At 75.0% G+C, this 21297-nt stretch carries 18 protein-coding genes; 11 read left to right on the forward strand and 7 right to left on the reverse strand.

Going from position 1 to position 21297, the window contains the following annotated elements; genetic code table 11:
• The first annotated feature begins 30 nt into the window (after positions 1–30).
• Positions 31–1926 carry a M64 family metallopeptidase gene (locus tag IE109_RS03345; protein WP_189548928.1) on the forward strand — a complete coding sequence of 632 codons (1896 nt, stop codon included), beginning with the start codon at positions 31–33 and terminating at the stop codon, positions 1924–1926.
• A 51-nt stretch (positions 1927–1977) separates the two neighbouring features.
• Here IE109_RS03345 and IE109_RS03350 read toward each other — a convergent pair whose 3' ends face one another.
• The 4 genes from IE109_RS03350 to IE109_RS03365 form a co-directional block, all read right to left on the reverse strand.
• On the reverse strand, positions 1978–2352 hold the full coding sequence (locus IE109_RS03350; RefSeq protein ID WP_189548929.1) for a hypothetical protein: 375 nt from the start codon (positions 2350–2352) through the stop codon (positions 1978–1980).
• Between the two features lie 550 nt (positions 2353–2902).
• Positions 2903–3691, reverse strand: coding sequence for an SAM-dependent methyltransferase (locus tag IE109_RS03355; protein WP_189548930.1), 789 nt, complete (start codon positions 3689–3691; stop codon positions 2903–2905).
• 132 nt (positions 3692–3823) lie between these two features.
• Positions 3824–4069 carry a DUF397 domain-containing protein gene (locus tag IE109_RS03360; RefSeq protein ID WP_064072405.1) on the reverse strand — a complete coding sequence of 82 codons (246 nt, stop codon included), beginning with the start codon at positions 4067–4069 and terminating at the stop codon, positions 3824–3826.
• A complete protein-coding gene (locus IE109_RS03365) occupies positions 4070–4933 on the reverse strand; it encodes a Sco1979 family transcriptional regulator (protein WP_189548931.1) in 864 nt (287 codons plus the stop codon).
• Between the two features lie 214 nt (positions 4934–5147).
• Between IE109_RS03365 and IE109_RS03370 the strand changes: the two genes are divergently transcribed.
• From IE109_RS03370 to IE109_RS03390, 5 genes are all read left to right on the forward strand, one after another.
• On the forward strand, positions 5148–5627 hold the full coding sequence (locus IE109_RS03370) for an ATP-binding protein (RefSeq protein ID WP_189548932.1): 480 nt from the start codon (positions 5148–5150) through the stop codon (positions 5625–5627).
• A 5-nt stretch (positions 5628–5632) separates the two neighbouring features.
• A complete protein-coding gene (locus tag IE109_RS03375; RefSeq protein ID WP_189548933.1) occupies positions 5633–6055 on the forward strand; it encodes a hypothetical protein in 423 nt (140 codons plus the stop codon).
• A 786-nt stretch (positions 6056–6841) separates the two neighbouring features.
• Positions 6842–8653, forward strand: a complete 1812-nt coding sequence (locus IE109_RS03380) for a S8 family peptidase (protein WP_189549596.1) — start codon at positions 6842–6844, stop codon at positions 8651–8653.
• A gap of 204 nt (positions 8654–8857) precedes the next feature.
• Entirely contained in the window at positions 8858–11692 is a 2835-nt protein-coding gene (locus tag IE109_RS03385) for a helix-turn-helix transcriptional regulator (RefSeq protein ID WP_229890512.1), read from the forward strand.
• Positions 11693–11785: 93 nt separating this feature from the next.
• Positions 11786–12481, forward strand: a complete 696-nt coding sequence (locus tag IE109_RS03390) for an ester cyclase (protein WP_189548935.1) — start codon at positions 11786–11788, stop codon at positions 12479–12481.
• Between the two features lie 97 nt (positions 12482–12578).
• Here the strand turns inward: IE109_RS03390 and IE109_RS03395 are convergent, their stop codons facing one another.
• Positions 12579–13649, reverse strand: coding sequence for a glycoside hydrolase family 43 protein (locus IE109_RS03395; protein ID WP_189548936.1), 1071 nt, complete (start codon positions 13647–13649; stop codon positions 12579–12581).
• 301 nt (positions 13650–13950) lie between these two features.
• On the opposite strand from IE109_RS03395, the gene IE109_RS03400 reads away from it, so the two are divergent.
• Positions 13951–14340, forward strand: a complete 390-nt coding sequence (locus IE109_RS03400) for a thiol-disulfide oxidoreductase DCC family protein (protein ID WP_189548937.1) — start codon at positions 13951–13953, stop codon at positions 14338–14340.
• Between the two features lie 48 nt (positions 14341–14388).
• Here the strand turns inward: IE109_RS03400 and IE109_RS03405 are convergent, their stop codons facing one another.
• Positions 14389–14619, reverse strand: coding sequence for a DUF5133 domain-containing protein (locus IE109_RS03405; protein ID WP_189548938.1), 231 nt, complete (start codon positions 14617–14619; stop codon positions 14389–14391).
• A gap of 103 nt (positions 14620–14722) precedes the next feature.
• Here IE109_RS03405 and mmuM point away from each other — a divergent pair, with 103 nt between their 5' ends.
• Together mmuM and IE109_RS03415 are read left to right on the forward strand one after the other, a co-directional pair.
• Positions 14723–15649: a homocysteine S-methyltransferase gene (gene mmuM, locus IE109_RS03410; RefSeq protein WP_189548939.1), complete on the forward strand. Its 927-nt coding sequence runs from the start codon at positions 14723–14725 to the stop codon at positions 15647–15649.
• 286 nt (positions 15650–15935) lie between these two features.
• A complete protein-coding gene (locus IE109_RS03415) occupies positions 15936–17846 on the forward strand; it encodes a DUF2264 domain-containing protein (RefSeq protein ID WP_189548940.1) in 1911 nt (636 codons plus the stop codon).
• Here IE109_RS03415 and IE109_RS03420 read toward each other — a convergent pair.
• Entirely contained in the window at positions 17827–18789 is a 963-nt protein-coding gene (locus IE109_RS03420; RefSeq protein WP_189548941.1) for a GlxA family transcriptional regulator, read from the reverse strand. The two genes, IE109_RS03415 and IE109_RS03420, sit on opposite strands and share 20 nt — an antisense overlap.
• 70 nt (positions 18790–18859) lie before the next feature.
• Here IE109_RS03420 and IE109_RS03425 point away from each other — a divergent pair, with 70 nt between their 5' ends.
• Positions 18860–19813, forward strand: a complete 954-nt coding sequence (locus tag IE109_RS03425) for an NADP-dependent oxidoreductase (RefSeq protein ID WP_189548942.1) — start codon at positions 18860–18862, stop codon at positions 19811–19813.
• Positions 19814–19966: 153 nt separating this feature from the next.
• Entirely contained in the window at positions 19967–21247 is a 1281-nt protein-coding gene (locus tag IE109_RS03430; protein ID WP_189548943.1) for an ABC transporter substrate-binding protein, read from the forward strand.
• Positions 21248–21297 lie beyond the last annotated feature (50 nt).

The following is a 21297-nucleotide window of genomic DNA, read 5'->3' on the forward strand; positions in this document are numbered from 1 at the left end:
CGCGTTGGCTCCGCCGTACGCTCCGGCCCCATGGTTGCCCAACGCCTTGGACGAGCCGCCGCGCTGATCGGCGCGGCCTGCCTCCTCACCACCGCGCCGGTGGGTTCGGGACCGGCCACCGCCGGGGAACGCCCACCGGTCACCGCGTCCGCCACCGTCGTCCCCGTGCAGACCACCGGTCCCGCCGACAAGCGGTTCAACCTGGTGCTGCTCGGGGACGGCTACACCGCCGCGCAGCTCCCGGAGTTCCGGGCGGACGTCGACAAGCACCTCAACGTCCTGTGGAGCATCGAGCCGTTCGCCTCCTACCGCTCGTACGTCAACGTGTGGGCCGTCGAGGTGCCCTCCCCCGAGTCCGGTGTCGACTGCGACCCCGGCCTGGACGCGCCGCGCCGCGACACCCCGCTGGGCATGGGCTTCTGGGGCGGCTGCGACGCGGGCGGCGTGCAGCGGCTGCTGACGGTCGACAGCGGCGCGGCGAACACGCTCGCCGACCTCGTCCCCGGCACGACGGGCGCCAACCGGCAGATCGTCGCCCTCGCCAACAGCGACACCTACGGTGGCGCGGGCGGGACCTACGCCACGGCGTCCGGCGGCAACGCCCTGTCCTCCCTCATCACCCCGCACGAGATCGGCCACTCGCTGGGCGGGCTCCAGGACGAGTACGACTACTACCGTCGCGGTGAACCGGGCGGTGCGTACGAGGGAGCCGAGCCGTCGTCGGCGCACCACACGGTGCTCACCGAGGGGCAGATGCGCGACCGGCGGGCCAAGTGGTGGCGCTGGCTGGGCGAGAAGAGCGAGTCGGGCGGCGTCATCGGCCGGCACGAGGGCGGTCTGTACGGCACCGAGGGGGTGTGGCGGCCCAGCAGGCACTCGATCATGAAGACCCTGGGCTACGCCTTCGACCAGGTGGGCCGCGAGGTCATGGTGCGGGCGATCTCCTCGAAGGTGAACCTGGTCCAGGCACACACCCCGAACGCCGCGCCGGTCGGCGCCGACCGGACGGTGTGGGTGGAGACCCTGCACCCGACGGGCGGCGAACTGGACGTCGTGTGGCGGCTGGACGGGCGCCCCCTGCGGTCGGTGGCCGGCGCCCGCACGCTCGACCTGCGGAGGCTGGAGGTGGCGCCCGGCCGGCACACCCTGACGGCGACGATCACCGACCCGACGCCGTTCGTGCGGGACCCAGCGGTGCGGGCTTCCCCGGCGCTGACCCGGACGGTCGCCTGGACCGTCGACACGGCGGTCACCACCCGGCCCGCCCCGGTGGCCGCCGGCTTCACCGGGCACACCGCCACCGACGTGCCCGTCGGGGCCCGGTCGGTGGTGTACGCCGACACCACGCACCCGGACGACCGCACCCTCGCCGTCCAGTGGCGGCTGGACGGCCGGCGGGTGGGCGCCGGGGGCAACGACCGCGACCTGGACCTGGCGGCGCTGCGGCTGCGGCCGGGCACGCACACACTGACCGCCCGGATCGCGGGCACGGACCGCGAGCTGCGCTGGACGGTCGACGCGACGGCGGCCTCCGCCGCGTACGAGCTGTCGCGGCCGCTGCGCACGGTCCACCGGCCGGGCCGTCCGGTCGAGTACGTGTACGACGGCCCGTTCACCATGCGGCTGACCGCGCGCGACGACCACCCCGGGTACGTGGTCAGCCAGTTCCGGGTGGACGGCGACGGCTGGTACACGTACTACGGCTGGCCGACGGACGCGGACGCGCCGTTCCGGTTCACCCCGGGCGGCACGGAGATCGACGGCCTGGTCTACGGCAAGCTGGGCACCCCGCGCGTGGTGCCGTGGGACGACGCGACACCGGAGTACGGCACGCACACCGTGGAGTACCGGACGATCGACTCCGCCGGGAACACCGGTCCGGCGAAGAGGTTCCTCGTCACGCTGGTGCCCCCGGCGGCGCGTTGAGTTCCGTCTCTCCGGTCGGTGTCGGGTCCGGAATCCGGCACCGCGCGTGACCTACCGGACGGGGCGGGTGGCGTGGTGGCGGGGGACGGCGACATCGAGGACGGTGAACGGGGCGGTGAGCAGGGCGTACTGCTCGGCTGAGAGCGTGCCGGGCTTCCGTACGGCTCTGGCCGCGATCACACAGACGGACTTGGCACGCGAGTGGAGACCCGCGCGGTACGCGTTGAGTTCCTCACCGCGCGGAAGGAGCGCCGACCTCACCGCGTGGTCGAGCTCGGAATTCTCCGATGCCGAGAGCCTGAGGGCACGGCTCGCCTCACGGCCGCCCTGCCGGCGCAGACCTACCGCGTGGTCGAACGCGGCGGCGAGCGTCTCGGGCGGCAGCGCCGTGATGGTCGCTATGAACCGAGCCGTTGCGGCATCCACTGCGCGCTCCTTCTCCGGGATGCGGATGGTTCAGGGATGGGGCCGAGCGCCGGCACCCTCGGCCGGCCTGCCTTCCCCCGCGTGGGAAGGTGCGCCGGGTGGAACACAAGGGAGTGCGACATGGATGTCCAACGCTTGGCGGGCATAGCGGCGACGCTCTTCGGGGAACTCGGCGCCGCTGGACCACTTACGGTACGGGAGTTGCCCGACGGACTGGGAATCCGGGTGTGCCGGGCCGGCGTCCGGGGTGGAGGAAGCATCTTCGTGGCAGGTGACGAGTCGGTTCTGTTCGTGGGGTCCGCAATGGATTTCGACGCCGGTCTGGCCGCGTTCCGCCAGGGCAGGCGCACTCCCGTCGAGCGCTTCCGGGGCGGGCCCGACAGGAGGAGTGCGCCAAAGGCCCCTTGAGCGGCCCGGACGGACGTGACGTAGCGGTGCCTTGCCGGTGGGCCGCGTCCGTGATGACAGGCGTCCGGCCGGTCCTCGGCGCGGCCCGCGTGTTCACCGCCTTCGCCCAGCGGCGGAAGAAGCGACGAACACGCTCCAGCCGCTACGGCTTGCGGGCCACGCCGGCGTACCCCGGGATGGGGTCGTCGCCGGCGACCGGGACGGCCTCGCCGAGCTCGGGGTGCCAGTCCGCCGTGAGCGAGACCCCGGGCTCGACGAGCTCCAGCCCCTCGAAGAAGCGGGTGAACTCGGCACGGGTGCGCGGCCGGAGCGTGAGGCCGCGCCCCCGGTACATCGCACGCGCCTTGGCGGCGCCCTCGGGGTCGAAGTCGCCGGTGACCTGCGACAGGACCAGGTAGCTGCCGGACGGCAGCCGCTCGACGAGCCGGTGGAGCAGTTCGTACGCCCCGTCCTCGTCGTCCACGAAGTGCAGCAGGGCGAGCATGGAGAGGGCGACCGGCCGGGAGAAGTCGAGGACCTTGCCGGCCTCTTCGAGGATGCCTTCCGGCTCGCGCGCGTCCGCCTGGATGTAGTCGGTCACGCCCTCGGGGGCGGAGCGCAGCAGCGCCTCGGCGTGGGCGAGGACGATGGGGTCGTTGTCGCAGTAGACGACCCGGGACTCGGGGGCGACCTGCTGGGCGATCTGGTGCAGGTTGGGCTCGGTCGGGATGCCGCTGCCGATGTCCAGGTACTGCCGGACGCCCCGGGCGCCGAGCCAGCGGGTGGCCCGGTGCATGAAGGCCCGGTTGACCCGCGCCATGTCGCGTCCCCGGGAGTCGATGGTCAGGAGCTGCCTGGCCATCTCCTCGTCGACCGGATAGTTGTCCTTGCCGCCCAGGAACCAGTCGTACATACGGGCCGGGTGTGGCTTGCTGGTGTCGATCCGGGTCATTCGGGCGCTCCCCCTGGTGATGTGGACGGACGTGGTCGGTGGTCGGTGTGTCGACCGGTGCCGGTGCGGGTGTGGTCGCCGGTGCCGCTCCCGCTGGGTCGGGTGGCGGGGCGGACGGGCGCCGAGGGTGGCTCAGGTGAGGAGGAAGTCGGCCTTGCCCGACTTGGCCCCCTGGATGAACGCGGCGATCTCCCCGTGCGTGTAGATCAGCGCGGGGCCGTCGGGGTCGGCGGACTGGCGGACCGCCACCCGGCCGTCGGCCAGCTTCATCGCCTCGACGCAGTTGCCGCCGTTCCCGCCGCTCCACGGCTTGTGCCACCCCTCGGCCCCGAGCTCGGCGGCGGGCATGCCGTTGTATATGCGCTCTGCGCTATCCATTCACAGCTCCTTGCGGAAACCCTTGAGGATTTCCTTCGTGCGTTGTGCCGTGGCGGCCTGCGCCGCCATGCGGTCCATGACCTCGAGGTGCGAGGCCACCTCGGGGCGCGCGTCGAGGTAGACCGCGCCGGTCAGGTACTCGCTGTAGACCATGTCCGGGAGTTCGGGCACGGCGAAGCGGAAGAGGACGAACGGTCCGTACGTGCCGGGGTGGTGGCCGGTGGAGAACTCGGCGACCTGGAGGGTGACGTTCGGCAGCTCGGCGGCCTCCAGCAGCCGGTCGATCTGCGCCCGCATGACGTCCGGACCACCGCCGACGGGACGGCACAGCACCGTCTCGTCCATGATCACCCAGAACTTCGGGGCGTCGGGGCGGGTGAGCAGGGCCTGCCGCTCCATCCGCAGGGCCACGTGGCGCTCGATGTCTTCGTCGCCCACCTGGCCGACCGCGCCGCCGCGCAGGATCGCCCGGGCGTACTCCTCGGTCTGGAGGAGGCCGGGGACGAACTGCGGCTCGTAGGCCCTGATGACGCTCGCGGCGCCCTCCAGGCTGACGTACATGCTGAACCAGCCCGGCAGCACGTCGTGGAAGCGCTGCCACCAGCCGGGCCTGTTGGCGTCCTCGGCCAGCCGGACGAAGCCCTCCGCCTCGCCCGCGGGCACCCCGTACGCCTGGAGCAGGAGCTGTACGTAGGGGATCTTCAGCGCGACTTCCGCGGTCTCCATTCTGCGGATCGTGGCCGGGGCCACGCGGAGCACCTTGGCGGCCTCCTCCCGCCTCATGCCCGCCCGCTCCCGCAGATCCTGCAGACGCTTGCCGAGTACGACCTGTCCCACGGTGGGGGCGGACCGCGGCTCGCTCACTTAAGACCTCCCCACGCGCTTTTTGGACGAGTGTGCCATGCGGCGGGCAGAGAGAACACCACACTCTGCAATTTTCAGAGTGCCACTTGCCAAGTGTCCGTGTCGGGAGGAAAGTATTCCGGTGAACCAGTTGGTGAACCAGTTCACGCGGCTGCCGCGCTCTGCCACGGGAGAGGCGACGTACGGCGCCGCTCCCCCATGTGAGGAATCGGTCGTGGCTCCTGGTAACGCGCTCACCCCCCGGCTCAGAGCCCCGCGACCCCCGATCTCCGCCGACGTCCGCCGCTTCTCCTTCGAACTTCCCGCACGCGCGGAATCGGTCGCCCGGGCCCGGCACCTCGTCGAGGAACGGCTGGTGCTGTGGGAGGTGGACGGCTCGCTGTGCGAGGCGGTGACCCTGGTGGTCTCCGAACTCGTCACCAACGCCGTGGTGCACACCGTCAGCCACCGGGTGGTCTGCGAACTCCGGGACTGCGGCGAGCAGTTGCGCGTGTCCGTCCAGGACGAGGGCTGCCCGGCCGCCGCGCCCCGGCTGCGCCGCGGCTCGCCCGAGGAGGGCGGCCGGGGCCTGCTGCTGGTGGACGCCGTCAGCAGCGCGTGGGGCGCGCACCACGCGCGCCACGGCGCCGGGCGTGTCGTCTGGGCGGAGCTGGGGCACGGCGGCGGCCCGGCCGGACCGGCGGCGCCGTGCTGAGGTCGATGGCCACGCTGCTGTCGGCGCGCGGCCGGCGGCAGGCGGAGGCCCGGTCCGCCCACCCCGGGGGCGAGGTGCGGCTGGCCCTGCCGCCCGCGCTGCCCGCCACGCTGGGCTGCGACGCGGTGGGGGTACCGGCGCGGTACGGCTTCCGGCTGCTGTCACGGCTGCCGGGCAACGGCTGCGTGTTCGCCGACACGGAATGGTGGTGGTGGATCGTTCCGGCCGGCTCCGACGCCGACCTGCGGTGGCCGCTGCCCTCCTGTTACGCGGTGGACGCCTACGTCCCCGACCGGCGGCCCCGGCTGATCCACCGGCCCGGCACGACCTCGCCGTACACCCCGCCGATTCCGCTGTACCTCATGATCTGCCAGCTCACCGGGATCGCCCCCGCCTGGACCGTCCCGGGCGTCGGCACCCGGCTGTGACCCCTGCGACCGCCGTGGCCCCGGCCACGGCGGCCGGCTCGCGCGGCCCCGGCTGGGGGGCCGGGCCGCGCGAGCCGCGGGTACGCCGCGGACAGCCGCGCGTACGCCACCGCCGGCCGTAATCGCGCCGCGCCGTCCCGGACCCCCCTCCCGGGGTGCCTTCCCGCCAGCGTGCGCCGACCCGGGTCGGCGCGGCGCGGATGCCGCGCCGCGCGACCCCCTCCGGGCGCGCCTCCTCGCGGGACGGCCGACCCTTCCGCACCGGGGCGCCGCGTCACGGCCCGTGCGCCGCGGTGGCGGCCCCGTACTCCGCACCCCGCACGATCCCGCCCGGCCGCGCGGCCGATTCGCCGGGAGGGCGGGACCCGGTGACGGCCGGCACGGGCGCGGGCGGCGGTCGGCGGAGCCCGAAAGCGCAGGTGAGGCGGGGTGTCCCCGTGCCTGCCCTCGGGCCGCGCGGGGGTGACAAGGGTTTTCCCCGTATCGGGTGCGACGCGGGTTTCCCTACTGTCTGCCGCACCGGAGGTTCCCCTTCATCTGCCTGTCAGGTGCATGTAATACGCGGGTTCCCCCGGTGACGGCCCCGCCCCAGGGGTCGTCGCGTCGGCGGCGGCGCGAGGGGCGTACCCGGCCCGGAGAACACGGGGTGCCACCCCCACGGCACGTCCGCGTTCCCCACGCGCCCGCCGCCCGTCGCGCCCTGCACCGTCAGCCGCTCCGGGAGTCGCCGGAGCTGCCCTGAAAGGGAACACCTTGAACGGTTCCAGGCGGAGACTCATATCCGTCGTGGCGGCGAGCGCCACGATCCTCGGCGTGACCGCCACCTCCGCGGTGGCCCTCGCCGGAGAGGCCACCCCCACCCCGAAGCCGGCGGTCCCGGCCTCGCAGGCCATGTCCGCGGCCACGCTGCCCAGCGCCCCCGTGGACAAGGTCATCGTCACCTACAAGTCCCGGACCGCCGAGGCCACGTCCGACACCGCGGCCAAGAGCGACGCCGCCGCCAAGGGCGCGGAGACGGGCGAGAAGCTCAGCTTCGAGCGCCGCCTGGCGAGCGGCGCCGCGCTGGTCGACCTCGGCGCGGACGCCACCAAGCAGGACGTCGCGGAGGTCATGGACGCCTTCCGCGCCGACCCGCAGGTCGCCTCCGTGGAGGCCGACATCCGCGCCTACGCGATGGCCGTCACGCCGAACGACACCGAGTACGCCAAGCAGTGGGACCTCTTCGAGGCCACCGGCGGCATGAACGTGCCCGGCGCCTGGGACAAGACCACCGGCAGCGGCGTCACCGTCGCGGTCATCGACACCGGCGCCGCCGCGCACAGCGACCTCAGCGGCAACACCGTCGCGGGCTACGACTTCATCTCCAGCTCCACCGACGCCCGCGACGGCAACGGCCGCGACGCCGACCCCAAGGACGAGGGCGACTGGAACGCCACGGACGGGGAGTGCGGCACCGGCTCCAAGGCGAGCAACTCCTCCTGGCACGGCACCCACGTCGCCGGCACCATCGCGGCGACCACCCACAACGCCAAGGGCGTCGCGGGCATCGCGTACGGCGCGAAGGTCCAGCACGTCCGCGTGCTCGGCAAGTGCGGCGGCGCGTCCTCGGACATCGCCGACGCGATCACCTGGGCCTCCGGCGGCAGCGTCCCGGGCATCCCGGCGAACCCGAACCCGGCCAAGGTCATCAACATGAGCCTCGGCGGCGCCAGCTCCACCTGCCCGACCGTCTACAAGAACGCCATCGACGGCGCCGTCTCGCGCGGCACGACCGTCGTCGTCGCGGCCGGCAACAGCAACGCCAACGCGTCCGGCTTCACCCCCGCCAACTGCGCGGGCGTCATCAACGTGGCGTCCACCAGCCGTGAGGGCAACCGTTCGTACTACTCGAACTACGGCACCATCGTCGACGTCTCGGCCCCCGGCGGTGAGACCCGCCGCGCCACCGACACGCCCGGCACCGTCACCACCCCCGAGAACGGCATCCTCTCCACGCTGAACTCGGGCACCACCACCCAGTCGCTGGAGAACTACAAGCCCTACCAGGGCACGTCCATGGCCGCCCCCCACATCGCCGGCCTCGCCGCCCTGCTGAAGTCGGCCAAGTCGACGCTGACCCCGGCCGAGATCGAGTCCGCGATCAAGGCCAACGCCCGTCCGCTGCCCGGCACCTGCACCGGCGGCTGCGGCACCGGCATCGCGGACGCCACCAAGACCGTGAACGCCGTGACCGGTACCACCACCCCCGGTACCGGAACGGCGTTCACCAACAGCACGAACGTAACGATCTCGGACAACGCCACGGTGACGTCCCCGATCTCCGTCACCGGCCGCACCGGCAACGCCCCCGCCGCCCTCAAGGTCGACGTGGACATCAAGCACACCTGGCGCGGCGACCTGGTCGTCGACCTGGTGGCCCCGGACGGCACCGCCTACCGGCTGAAGAACTCCAGCAGCAACGACTCGGCCGACAACATCCTCGCCACGTACACGGTCGACGCCTCCGCCGAGACGGCCAACGGCACCTGGAAGCTCCAGGTGCGGGACGTGGCGTCGGGTGACACCGGCTACATCGACTCCTGGGGCCTGACCTTCTGATCGACCCGCGGTACTCGCATCTTCGCAGGTCAGGGGCGTGCTCGTGGCGATTCGCCGCGGGCACGCCCGCTTGTGTGTTCGTCCACATACCGGACAGGACACCTGGACTCCCGTGGCCGAGTTCGTATGCTGCGCTCGCGAGACAGATCACGGACAGGGGGTCCGTGGGCAGGGGGTCCGCGCGCCGGAGGGTGGTGGTCGCAGGTGAGGTCGACGCCGTACCCCTCCACGCCGTACGTCCCGGGACGGACCGACCGGGCCGCGCCCGTCGGGCGGACCGAGCTGCTGGCCAGGCTCGAACGCGTCCTCCTCGGCCGGGGCCGCGCCCTGCTGACCGGGCCGCCCGGCGTCGGAAAGACGGAGGTGGCCCAGGCGGCCGCCGACCAGGCCACCGCGCGCGGCGAGACGGTGGTGTGGCTCGCCCCGCAGCCCGCCGACCACGACATGCCCGGCGCCGCGGCGGCCGCGCTCGTCGCCTCGGTGCCCGCCTTCGCGCTGGACGGCCTGCCGGGTCCGCAGCGGGACGCCGTCGCGGTGCTCTGCCGGGAGGCCGCCGCGCTGGAGAGCGGCTGGGACCCGATCGCGCTGCGGCTGGCCCTCGCCGGCGTCCTGCGGACCCTGGCCGAGCGGTCCCCCGTCCTGCTGGTCGTCGACGACGCCCAGCGCATCGACGCCGACAGCGCCGACCTGCTCCGCTTCGCCCTGCACCTCGCGCCGTCCGCGCTGCGGGTCGTCGCCGTCGAGACGCCGGCCCCGTACGCGGGGGGCGGGGCCGACAGCGGCGGCGCGCCCATGCCGCTGTGGGTGGCCTCCGAGGCCGACGTCCTGCTCGTGCCGCCGCTCCAGGCCGACGAGATGGCCGAACTCCTGGTCCACCACCGGCTGCCGTCCCGGCTCGCGGGGCGCATCCACCGTGCCAGCGGCGGCAACCCGCGCCTCGCGCTCGCCGTGGGCCGCTCGCTGGCCGACTCCAGGACACCGGTGCACCACGCCGAGGCGCTGCCGCTGTCGGGCCGCGCCCGGGACGTCGCGCGCCGGATGCTCGCCCCCGCCTCCGCCCCGGTGCGGGCCACCCTGCTGCTGGCCGCCCTGGCGCTGCGGCCGACCACCGCGCTGCTGCGGCGCGCGGGCCGCCCGACGGCGGAGGCGGAGCTGGCCGCCGCGGAGCGCGCCGGGCTGATATCGCTCACCGAGGACGGGACGGTCGCCTTCACGGCCGGACTGCTGCCGTCCACGCTGGTCCACGACACCTGCTGGACCGAGCGCAGCCGGGGCCACGCCGCCCTCGCCGCGGTGGCCGACGATCCGGTGGAGGCGGTACGGCACCGGGCGCTGGCCAACGACGTGCCGGACGAGGAGCTGGCCGCCGAGGTCGCCGAGGCGGCCGACACGGCGCGCCGGCGGGGCAACAGCGCGCTCGCCGCCGAGCTGGCGCTGCTCGCCGCCGAGACGACGCCCCCGGGGCTGGGGCGCCGCCGGCTCCAGCGGCTGGTGGACGCGGCCGAGGAGGCGGCGCGGGCCGCCCGCGCGGATCTCGCGATGCGCGCGGCGGCGGACCTGCTGGCGCGGGACGCGACGCCCGCCGACCGGGTGCGGGTGCGGCTGGCCGTGCTCGACACCGCCGGGCAGGGCCTGACCGACCTGGACGAGATCTACGTGCACGCCATGGAGGACTCCGAGGGCGAGCCGGCGCTGCGGGCCGCGGTCCAGCTGCGCCTGGCGGTGAAGTACGTCCTGGCGGACGGCGACCCGGTGCGGTCGCGGACGGCGGCGGTGGAGTCGGCGGCCCTGGCGATGTCGGTCGGCGACCGGCACACCGCCGCGCAGGCGCTCACCCAGCAGGCGCGGATCGACCGGGTGCTGGGCTCGCCGGACGCGGAGCGGACGCTGGCCGAGGCGCGCGCGCTGGAGATGACGGACCGGCCGCTGGGCGTCCGCAACACCGCCCAGATCCTGACGATCCGCCACGCCCTGTTCGACGACCGGCTCGCGGAGGCCCGCGACCAGTTGTACGCGCTGCTCCCGCTGGTCGAGCGGCGGGGGCCGGTCGAGGACGCGATCGAGCTGTTCCGCACGCTCGCCGAGGTCGAGGCCCGGCGCGGCCAGTGCGCGGCGGCGCTGGCGCACGCCGGCCGGTCGCTCGCCCTGACGCTGGAGGCCGGCCTGTCGCCGGGCCCGGCGTGGTACGCGCTGGCGCTGGCCGAGACCGCGGGCGGCAGCTTCGCGCGGGCGGCCGGGTACGCGCGGCGCAGCGTCCGGGCGTCGGAGGAGGAGGGCGACCACGTCTTCCTCTCCCGCAGCCTCTACGCGCTCGGCCGGGTCCAGCTGGTCACCGGGGACGTCGCCGGGGCGCTGGAGACACTGCGCCGGGTGCGGGACGCCGAGAGCGCCCAGTGCGCGGTCGACCCCTCCATGCTGCGCTGGCACGAGGAGCTGGCGGAGGCGCTGCTCGCGGGCGACGCGCCCGAGGAGGCGCAGGCGCTGCTGGCCGACGTCGGCCCGGTCGCGGAGCGGCTCGGCCGTACGACGGTGCTGCTGGGGTGCGACCGGGTGTACGCGCTGTGCCTGGCGGCGGGCGGGAAGACCGACGAGGCGGTCGACCTGCTCGTGGAGACGGCCGACCGGTTCGCCGGGCACGGGCTGGTCCTGGAGCAGGGCCGCTGCCTGATCGCCCTGGCCCGGGTGGAGCGGCGGCGCCGCAGACGCTCGGCCGCGCAGGCCGCGATGCAGGCGGCGGCGGCCGTCTTCGAACGGGCGGGTGCCGTGCCGTGGCTCGGGCTGACGGCGGAGAGCCCGTCCCCGGCGGACTCCGCGGCCGTCCCGGCCGCCGGGAGCGCCCTGTCCCGGCTGACCGAGGCCGAGCTGCGGCTCGCCCGGCTCGTCGGGGAGGGGGCGAGCAACCAGGAGGCCGCCGCCCGGCTGTACCTGAGCGTGAAGACGGTGGAGGCGCGGCTGACCCGCATCTACCAGAAGCTCGACGTCCGCTCCCGCGCCCAGCTGGCGACGGCCCTCAGCGGGCTCGCCACGCCGTCGCGCTGATCCGGCCGGCCCCGGGGAGGCGGTCCTCTGCCGGGTCCGGCCGACCGGCATACGCTGTGAGCAGCGCAGTCGTTTCCGATGTCGGGAGGCGTCATGACATTCGTACAGATCATCGACTGCAAGACGGACCGGGTAGAGGAGATGAACCGGCTGCTGGACAGCTGGGCCGAGGCGACCCAGGGCAGGCGGACGGCCACCCACGCGATGATGGGCCGCGACCGCTCGGACTCCACGCACGTGCTGGAGATCGTGGAGTTCCCCTCGTACGAGGAGGCGATGGAGAACTCGAGGCTGCCCGAGACCGACCGCATCTTCCGGGAGATGACGGCCCTGTGCGACGGCGAACCCACCTTCACGGACCTCGACGTCGTCCGGGACGAACAGCTCAACAAGCTGGTCGTGCGGAGGTTCGTCGACGAAGTGATCAACAATGCCGACAGCGACGCGGCCGACGAGCTGTGCGCCCCGGGCTACCGGGAGCACGACCCGTCCCAGCCGTCCTACGACATGGACCTGGAGGCCGCCAAGGCGGCGAACCGGGAGATCATGGGGGCGTTCCGGCCGACGTGCACCATCGAGGGACTCGTCGCCGAGGGCGACACCGTGTGCCTGCGGATGTCGTTCAAGGGCCGGCACGTCGCGGCGTACCAGGGACTGGAGGCCACCGGCCGGGAGGTCACCGGCACCGGTCACGCGACCTTCCGCTGCGAGGGCGGCAGGATCGCGGAGAGCTGGTGGAACGTGGACGACATGGGCATGATGCGGCAGTTGGGCGTCGTTCCGGAGTAGCGCGGCGCCGTACCGCCCGGCGGTGCCGGACGCAACGCGGCGACGCGGTCGGGGTGCGCCCGCCGCGGCGGGGTGCCGGCGCGGCGGGCGCACCGGGTCACGCTCCGGGTGCGGGGCCGTCGGCGACCGGTACGCCGAAGTCCGGGGTGCCGTCCGGCCGCCAGCGCAGCGGCTGGACCCGGGTGTGGCGGTTGGGGTCGTTCAGCGGGTCGCCGCTGATCTCCTTGTACTGGCGGGCGTGGTAGACGAGGACGTCGGTGCGGCCGTCCTCGGCGACGGTGAAGCAGTTGTGCCCGGGGCCGTACTGGCGGGTGGTGTCGTCGCCGGCGAAGACGGGGCGGGGCGACTTGGTCCAGGAGCGCGGGTCCATCAGATCGCTGTCGGCGTCGGCGGTGAGCAGCCCCATGCAGTAGTTGCTGTCGGTGGCGCTCGCCGAGTACGTCATGAAGACGCGGCCGTTGCGCCGGATGAAGGAGGCGCCCTCGTTCACCTTGAACCCCACGCACTCCCAGTCGTACTCCGGGGTGGTGAGCCGGACCTGGGGACCGGTGAGCGTCCAGGGGCCGGCCATCCGGGAGAGGAAGACGGCGGTGTTGTTGTCCGTACCGGGCTCGTGCTGCGCCCAGGCGAGGTAGCGGGAGCCGCGGTGGGTGAAGGTGGTGGCGTCGAGCGAGAAGGTGTCCCACGCGGTGACGATCCGCCCCCTCTCGGTCCAGGTGCCCTTGAAGGGGTCCCTGCTGGGGTTCTCCAGCACCCACATGCGGATCTTCCATATGTCGTCGGCGGGGGCGGCGGCGAAGTAGATGTACCACTTCCCGTCGATGTGGTGGATCTCCGGCGCCCAGATGTGGGCGCCCATGTCACCGCTGTCGTGCTTCCGCCACACGACCGCCTCGGCCGCGGTGGCCAGTCCGCGGAGGGTGCGGGAGCGGCGCAGGATGACGCGGTCGTACTCGGGGACGGTGGCGGTGAAGTAGTAGCCGCCGTCGGTGTGGCGGTGGATGTGCGGGTCGGCGCGGTTGCGGACGAGGGGGTTGGTGTACCCGCGGTGCGCGGCGCCGGCCGCGGGGGCGGCGCTCGCCACCCCCGGCACGGCGCCGAGCGCGCCCGCGGCCAGGGCTCCCTGGAGGAGCAGTCGGCGGGTGGGGGATGTCGGGTGGTGGCTCATGCGGTGGATGCCCTTCCGTCCCGGTGCCGGGTCAACGGCCTTGTGGACAACGCTTGTTCGGTATCCCGGACGTCATCTGCGATACCGAACGGCGAAACGGTAAGGGCGTGGCACGGGAAGGTCAACGGGTCGCGCGTCCACCGCGTCGCGGGGCGACGGCCCCGGCGGCCGGCGCGGTGCGGGGCGGTGCGAGCGGTGTGCGGTGCGGCGGCCGGGGCGGCGGGCCGCGGCGGCAGGCGGTCCGGGCCGTGGGACGGTGCGGGGGCGGGGCGGCGGGCGGCGGGTTCGGCATCATGGACGGATGCGGACTCGACCTGTGCTCGTCTACGACGGTGACTGCGGCTTCTGCACGGCCTGCGTGACGTTCGTCGGGCGCCGGCTGCGTCCCGACTGCGACGTCGTGCCCTCGCAGCGGGCGGATCTGGCCGCGCTGGGGGTCACCCGGGAGCGGGCCGGTCACGAGGCGCTGTGGGTGACCCCGGTCGGCAGGGTGTACGGCGGCGCGCAGGCGGTGGCGAAGATTTTGCTGCGTTCGGGCCGGGGCTGGGCGCCGCTGGGGGCGTTCCTCCTGGTGCCTCCGGTGCGATGGGCCGCCCACGGCGCGTACCGGCTGGTCGCGGACAACCGCCGCCGGTTGCCGGGCGGCACGGGGGCGTGCGCCGTCCCCGCGCGGCGCCCGGACGGCGGCTGACCGCGCTCGGGACGGCACCCGCCGGACGGGCGCGGGGGCGGGACGGCGTCAGGACGCGGTCAGCAGCGAGTCGTCCTCCGGACGGGCGCCGGGAAGACGGTGCCGGGCGGCGACCAGGGCGGTGTCCACGTCCCCGGTGCCCGTGGCGACGCACAGGGTGCGGGCGAGCTCGGCCATGCGCTCCCGGACCTCGGGACCACCCGCCTCGGCATGCAGCACCTTCAGGGTGTCGTACTGCTCGACCAGGTTGTTCAGGACGGCGGGGTGAGCCATCAGCACGGCCGGTCTCCTTCCTGACGCCAAGCGCCGGTTGTCCGCGTGGGAGCCTGTTACCCGGTGATCCGTTCCGCATGCCCGCGCGTCCTGGACTAGCTTCACCCCCATGACCAGCGCCGCAGCCCCCGCGTTCGCCGAAACGCTGACGTCCTCGGCCTCGCCCGTCGTCCTCGACGGCGGACTGTCCAACCAACTGGAGTCCGCCGGGCACGACCTGGCCGACGGCCTGTGGTCCGCGCGGCTGCTCGCCGACCGGCCCGAGGCGATCGTCGCCGCGCACCTCGCCTACTACGAGGCCGGCGCGAGCGTGGCGACGACGGCGACGTACCAGGCCACCTTCGAGGGGTTCGCCCGTCGCGGGACCGGGCTCGACGGGGCGGCCGGGCTCCTCACCCTCGGCGTGGAGCTGGCGCGGGAGGCCGCCCGGCGCGCCGAGGCCAGGGCGCCGGGACGGCCGCTGTGGGTGGCCGCCTCCGCCGGGCCGTACGGCGCGATGCTCGCCGACGGGTCGGAGTACCGGGGGCGTTACGGACTGACCGCCGCCGAACTGGAACGGTTCCACCGCCCGCGGCTGGAGGTCCTGGCCGCCGCCCGCCCGGACGTCCTGGCGCTGGAGACCGTGCCGGACGCGGACGAGGGCCGGGCGCTGGTGCGCGCGGTGCGCGGGCTGGGCGTACCGGCGTGGCTGTCGTACAGCGTCGTCGGCGACCGGACGCGAGCGGGCCAGCCCCTGGAGGAGGCCTTCGCGGTCGCCGCCGCGTCCGAGGAGATCGTCGCGGTGGGGGTGAACTGCTGCGCGCCCGAGGACGCCGGCCACGCGGTCGCGGTGGCGGCCCGGGTCACGGGCAAACCGGTGGTCGTGTACCCGAACAGCGGGGAGGAGTGGGACGCCGAGGCCCGTGCCTGGCGGGGCCGTGCGACGTTCTCGGCCGAGAGCGTCAGCGGGTGGCGGCGGGCCGGGGCCCGGCTGATCGGCGGCTGCTGCCGGGTCGGGCCGGACGCGATCGCCGAACTCGCCGCGAGAACGGGCTGATCGTTCGATCGTTTGACCGGGTCGCCGGTGGTCGATCACCATGCCGGGGTCGGCGACGTGCCGACGGCCTGGAGCGCGCGATGCCGACCCGGAACGCCCACCCTCCTCCCCCGCCGGCCACCGGCGCCCGGCCGGCGGGGGCGCGCACGGGGACCGCGATCCGCCGTCCGCCCCGCACGACCGGCGCGGCGCCCGCGGGCTCGGCGCCTTCGCCGGGCACGGCGCCCCGTCGGGGCCCGGCCTGCGCCCCTTCGCCACGACGACGCGAAAGGCCGGTGCGCCCCGCATGAGTGAGCACCCGCGGCTGCCGCCCGACGACCGGGCGTCCAGCCCGTACACCGGGTTCACCCGCGCCCACTGGGAGGCGGCGGCCGACGGCCTGGTGCGGGCCGCCTGGCGCTGGGCCACGCCCCGGGGCGCGCTGCTGGACCTGCCGGGGCGGCCGTCCGTCTCCGGGGTCCGCTCCGACGGGCTGGAGGGATACGCGCGGACGTTCCTCGCGGCCGCGTTCCGCGTCGCGGGCGCCGGCGGGGCGGACCCGCACGGACTGCTCGGCCGGTACGCGGACGGGCTGGCCGCCGGGACGCGCACGCCCGGCCGTGAGGACGCCGAGTCGTGGCCGCCCGTCCGCGACCACCACCTGGGGGGCCAGCCGATGGTCGAGTCGGCGTCCGTGGCGCTGGGGCTGCGGCTGACCCGGCCCTGGTTGTGGGACCGCCTCGACGGCGGCGTGCAGGACCGGGCCGAACAGTGGCTGCGGGGCGCGCTGCGGCACACCCCCGCTCCGAACAACTGGTACCTCTTCCCGCTCACCGTCGCCGGGTTCCTGGAGTCCGTGGGGCGCGGCGACGCCGAGACGGCACGGGCGATCGGGCGGGGCCTGGAGCTGCTGGAGGGCTGGTACGCGGGCGACGGCTGGTACGCGGACGGCGACGGCCGGGCGTTCGACCACTACAACGGCTGGGCCCTGCACCTCTACCCGCTGCTGCACGCCCACCTCGCGGACGACCGGGCCCTGCTGGGTGTGTACGGGCCCCGGCTGCGCGAGCACCTGGAGGGGTTCGCGCTGCTGTTCGGCGGCGACGGGGCGCCGGTGCACTTCGGGCGGTCGCTGACGTACCGGTTCGCGGCCGGCGCCGCCGTGGGGCTCGGCGCGCTGACCGGTCACACCCCCCTGGCGCCCGGGGTCTCGCGGCGGCTGCTGAGCGGCTGCCTGCGGTACTTCCTGGACCGGGGCGCGGTCGACGCGCGCGACGGACTGCTGACGCCCGGCTGGCACGGCCCGCACGGGCCGACGCTCCAGCCGTACTCGGGCCCCGCCTCGCCCTACTGGGCGTCGAAGGCGTTCGTGGCGCTGCTCGTCCCGGCGGACGACCCGCTGTGGACGGCGCGCGAGGAGGCGGCGCCCGCCGAGCGCGGCGACCGGGTGCGGGCACTGCCGGCGCCGGGGCTGCTGGTCCAGACGACCGGCGCGGACGGCATCGCCCGGCTGCACAACCACGGCAGCGACGCCGTTCCGCCGTCCGCCGGGGACGGCGCCGGGGGGCATGACGTGCTGTACGGGCGGCTCGCGTACTCGACCCGCACCGGGCCGACCTCCGCGGCGAACCCGCCCGACAACCACCTGGCCGTCGAGGCCGGCGGGGTGGCGTCGGTGCGGTGCCGGATCCGGCCGCTGGGCGCGGGCCAGGGGGACGGCTGGGGCTGGGCCGCCTCCTGGCACCGGCCGGTGTTCCCGGCCGGGCCGCCGATGGTGCCGGGACTGCGGGTGCGGAGCGTGACGGTGGCCCGCGGCCGTTACGAGCTGCGGGTGCACCGCCTGGTGGGCCTGGAGCGCGGGGCGCGGGTGCGCCTGACGGGCTGGGCCACCGGCCCGGACGAGCCGCTCGCCTCGCAGCTGCTGGGACTGTACGGGTGGGAGGCGGCGGACGCCGAGGAGCTGCGTGCCCCGCAGGGCACCGCGTTCACCCGCTGGGCGGTGGTCCCCCGGCTGACCGCCCCCTCCGCGACGGGCGGCACGGCCGTGCTGGTCGCCCTGGCGTCCCTGACGGCGGCCCCGGACGCGGCGCCGCTCGCGGGCGCGGCGGCCGTGGAACGGGCGGACGGCGAGCTGGTGGAGGTGCGGTGGGCGGACGACGGATCGCTCACCCGGATCGCGTTCATCCCGGCGGTGACGGTCACGCGGGTGCCCGGGTGAGGACCCGGTCGGCGGCCTGGAACGTACGGCGGTAGGCCAGCGGGGAGACGCCGATCGCGGCGTGCAGGTGCTGCCGCAGCGAGGTGGCCGTCGCGAAGCCGACCTCGCCCGCGATGCGGTCGACCGGCAGGTCGGTGGACTCCAGCAGCTGCCGGGCGCGGGCGACGCGCTGCTGGATGAGCCACCGGCCGGGGCTCATGCCCACCTCCTCGCCGAACCGGCGGGCGAAGGTGCGGGTGCTCATGCGCGCGTGCTGCGCGAGGTCGGCGAGCGTGAGCGGCAGGTGCAGGTTCTCCAGCGCCCAGTGCCGGGTGGCGCCCGTCCCGTTCTCCGACGTCTCGGGCACCGGCTGCTCGATGTACTGGGCCTGGCCGCCGTCCCGCCAGGGCGGCACCACGCACAGGCGCGCCACCTGGTTGGCCACCGCGCTGCCGTGGTCCTCGCGCACGATGTGCAGGCAGACGTCGACGCCCGATCCGGCGCCGGCGGAGGTGAGGACGTCGCCGGTGTCGACGAAGAGGACGTCGGGGTCGAGCGCCACGTGCGGGAAGAGCCGGCGGAAGAGCGGCACCAGCGACCAGTGCGTGGTGGCGGTACGGCCGTCGAGCAGCCCCGCCGCCGCCAGCAGGAAGGCGCCCGTGCAAATGGACACGATGCGGGTCCCCGGGCGGATCAGGGCGAGCGCGTCGGCGACCGGCCGGGGCAGGTCGGCGGCGGCGAGTCCGAGGTCGAAGGGCGGGATGACCACGGTGTCGGCGGTGGCCAGCGCCTCGGGGCCGTGCTCGACGGCGATCGAGAAGTCGGAGCCGGTACGCACCGGCTCGCCGTCGACGGAGCAGGTGAGCACCTCGTAGCGGCCGTCGGCGGAGCCGAAGACCCGGTTGGGGATGCCCAGTTCGAAGGGATAGACGCCGTCGAGGGCGAGGACGACCACACGATGCATGGCACGATCCTATCGGATAATGGCAATCCTGCCATTTCTCCCGCGGGCCGTTCGGGGCACAGTGGAGCGCATGACGAACACGACAACGATGCGCGCGATCAGCCAGGACGTCCTCGGCGGCCCCGAGGTCCTCAAGGAAGTCGAACTGCGGCGCCCGGAGCCGGGCCCCAGCGAAGTTCTGGTCCGCGTACACGCGGCGGGGGTCAACCCGACCGACTGGAAGCACCGCGGCGGCCGGATGTTCCTGGGCGACCCGCCGTACGTCCTGGGCTGGGACGTCTCCGGAGTGGTGGAGGCGGTCGGCATGGGCGTCACCCTGTTCAAGCCCGGCGACGAGGTGTTCGGGATGCTGCCCTACCCGCACGGCGCCGGCTCCCACGCCGAGTACGTCACCGGCCCCGCGCGCGCCTTCGCCCGCAAGCCGGCCGGCATCGACCACGTCCAGGCGGGCGCCCTGCCGCTGGCCGCGCTGACCGCGCACCAGGCCCTGGTCGACACCGCCCGCGTCGAGGCCGGGCAGCGCGTGCTGATCCACGCGGCGGCCGGCGGGGTGGGGCACCTCGCCGTGCAGATCGCCAAGGCCCGCGGGGCGTACGTGATCGGCACGGCCAGCGCGGGCAAGCACGCGTTCCTCCGCGAGCTGGGCGCCGACGAGGTGATCGACTACCGGGAGCGGGACTTCGCCGAGGAGGTCGCCGACGTGGACGTCGTCCTCGACACCATCGGCGACGACGACTACCGCACGCGTTCCCTGCGCACGCTCCGCCGGGGCGGCCTGCTGGTGTCCATCCTCCCGATGGGCGGCGAGGAACTGGCCGCCCGGGCGCGCGAGCACGGCGTACGCACCGAGCTGCTGCTCGTCGAGGCGGACCACGCCGGCATGAACGCGATCGCCCGGCTCGTGGAGGAGGGCCGCCTCCGGGCGGCGATCGCCGGCACCTTCCCGCTCGCGGACGCCGCCAGGGCGCACGAGCTGGGCGAGACGGGCCGGACGGCCGGCAAGCTGGTCCTCACCGTCGGCTGACGCCGGACGCCGGACGCCGGAGGCGGCGGCCACGGGTCCGGGGGCGTTCCGCCGGGACCGCGGCCGCCGCCCGCGTACCGGCATGGATCGGTTCATCCCGGGCGCGGCCCCGGCGGAGCGTGACACCTGCGTCGCTGAGGCGTTGTCCGGGACATGAATCAAACGAACGACGATGAGGACGGACGGCTGACGACGGCGGGCGCGCCCGGGGCGGGCGGGCCGCCCGCCCGGGTGCCGGCGGTGGGCGTGGTCGTCGCGCGCACGGGCCGGCTGGCGGGGCTGGGGGACCCGCTGGCGTACGTCATGGACCTGCTGGCGCCGAGACTGCGCGGGCGGCTGCGCCTGGTGGGACGGGACAGCCGGTCCACCGCCGAGGGCGCCCGGCGGGCCGTGCGGGAACTGGTGGAGGTGGAGGAGGCGCGGCTGGTGCTGACGCTGGCGGGCACGGAGGTGCTGCCGGCGGTGGCCGACGCGTGCGAGGAGGCGGGCGTCCCATGCCTGTCGAGCACCTTCCCCTGGCAGGTGTACCACTACGGCGGCGCGCCGCGCCGCTGGACGTACCACTTCTGCTGGGGACTCGACGACATCGCGGAGACGTTCGCCGACCTGTGGGAGGCGGCCGGCGGTACGGGGCGGACGGTGGGGTGTCTGTGGAACGACGGTCCGCAGGGCATGTGGTCGCGCCACACGACGCGCGGTTTCCTGCCGGCGGCACGCGCGCGTGGCCACCGCCTGGTGGACCCGGCCGGCTACCGGGAGCCGGCCACCGGCCTGGGCGGCCATGTGGCGGCGTTCCAGGAGGCGGGCGTGGACGTCGTCACGAGCGCGGCGACCGGCGCGGACCTCGGGGTGTTCCGCCGGGAGGCCGCCGCGCGGGGGCTGCGGCCCCGGCTGATCACCTGTTCGCGGTGGCTGGCCTACCCGCCCGCGACGACCGCGACGCCCGGCACGCGCGCCGCCGGGACCACGGGTGCGGCGCCGGGCGCGGCCACCGGAGCCGGCGAGCCGCCCCAGGCGAACGTGGCGACGCTCGTGTACTGGACCCCGGCCCACCCGTACCGCTCCTCCCTCGACGGCACGACCGCCGCCGAGCTGGCCGAGGGGTACGAGCGGGCCACGGGCAACCAGTGGCTCCAGCCGCTGGGGCTGGCGTACGCCCTGGTGGAGGTGGCCGCGCACGCCCTGGCCACGGCCGGTGACCCGACCACCCCGGCGTCCGTCGCGGCCGCGCTCGGGGCGACCCGGCTGGAGACCGTCGCGGGCCCGCTGGACTGGACGTCCGGCCCGGTACCGCGGATCGCCACGGTGCGGCTGGCCGGCGGGCAGTGGCAGCGGGGCCGCCGCCACCCGTACGAGCTGGTGGTCGTCGACAACCGGGGTCTGGAGGGCCTGCCGGTGGGCGGCGAACTGCTGCCCACCGGGCCGCTCCGGTAGAAGCGGCTCCGGACCGGCCGTCCGGTGCCGGGGCCCTGCCCCGGAGGCTC

Origin of the sequence: Streptomyces lavendofoliae (assembly GCF_014649735.1) — a bacterium.
GTDB lineage: Bacteria > Actinomycetota > Actinomycetes > Streptomycetales > Streptomycetaceae > Streptomyces > Streptomyces lavendofoliae.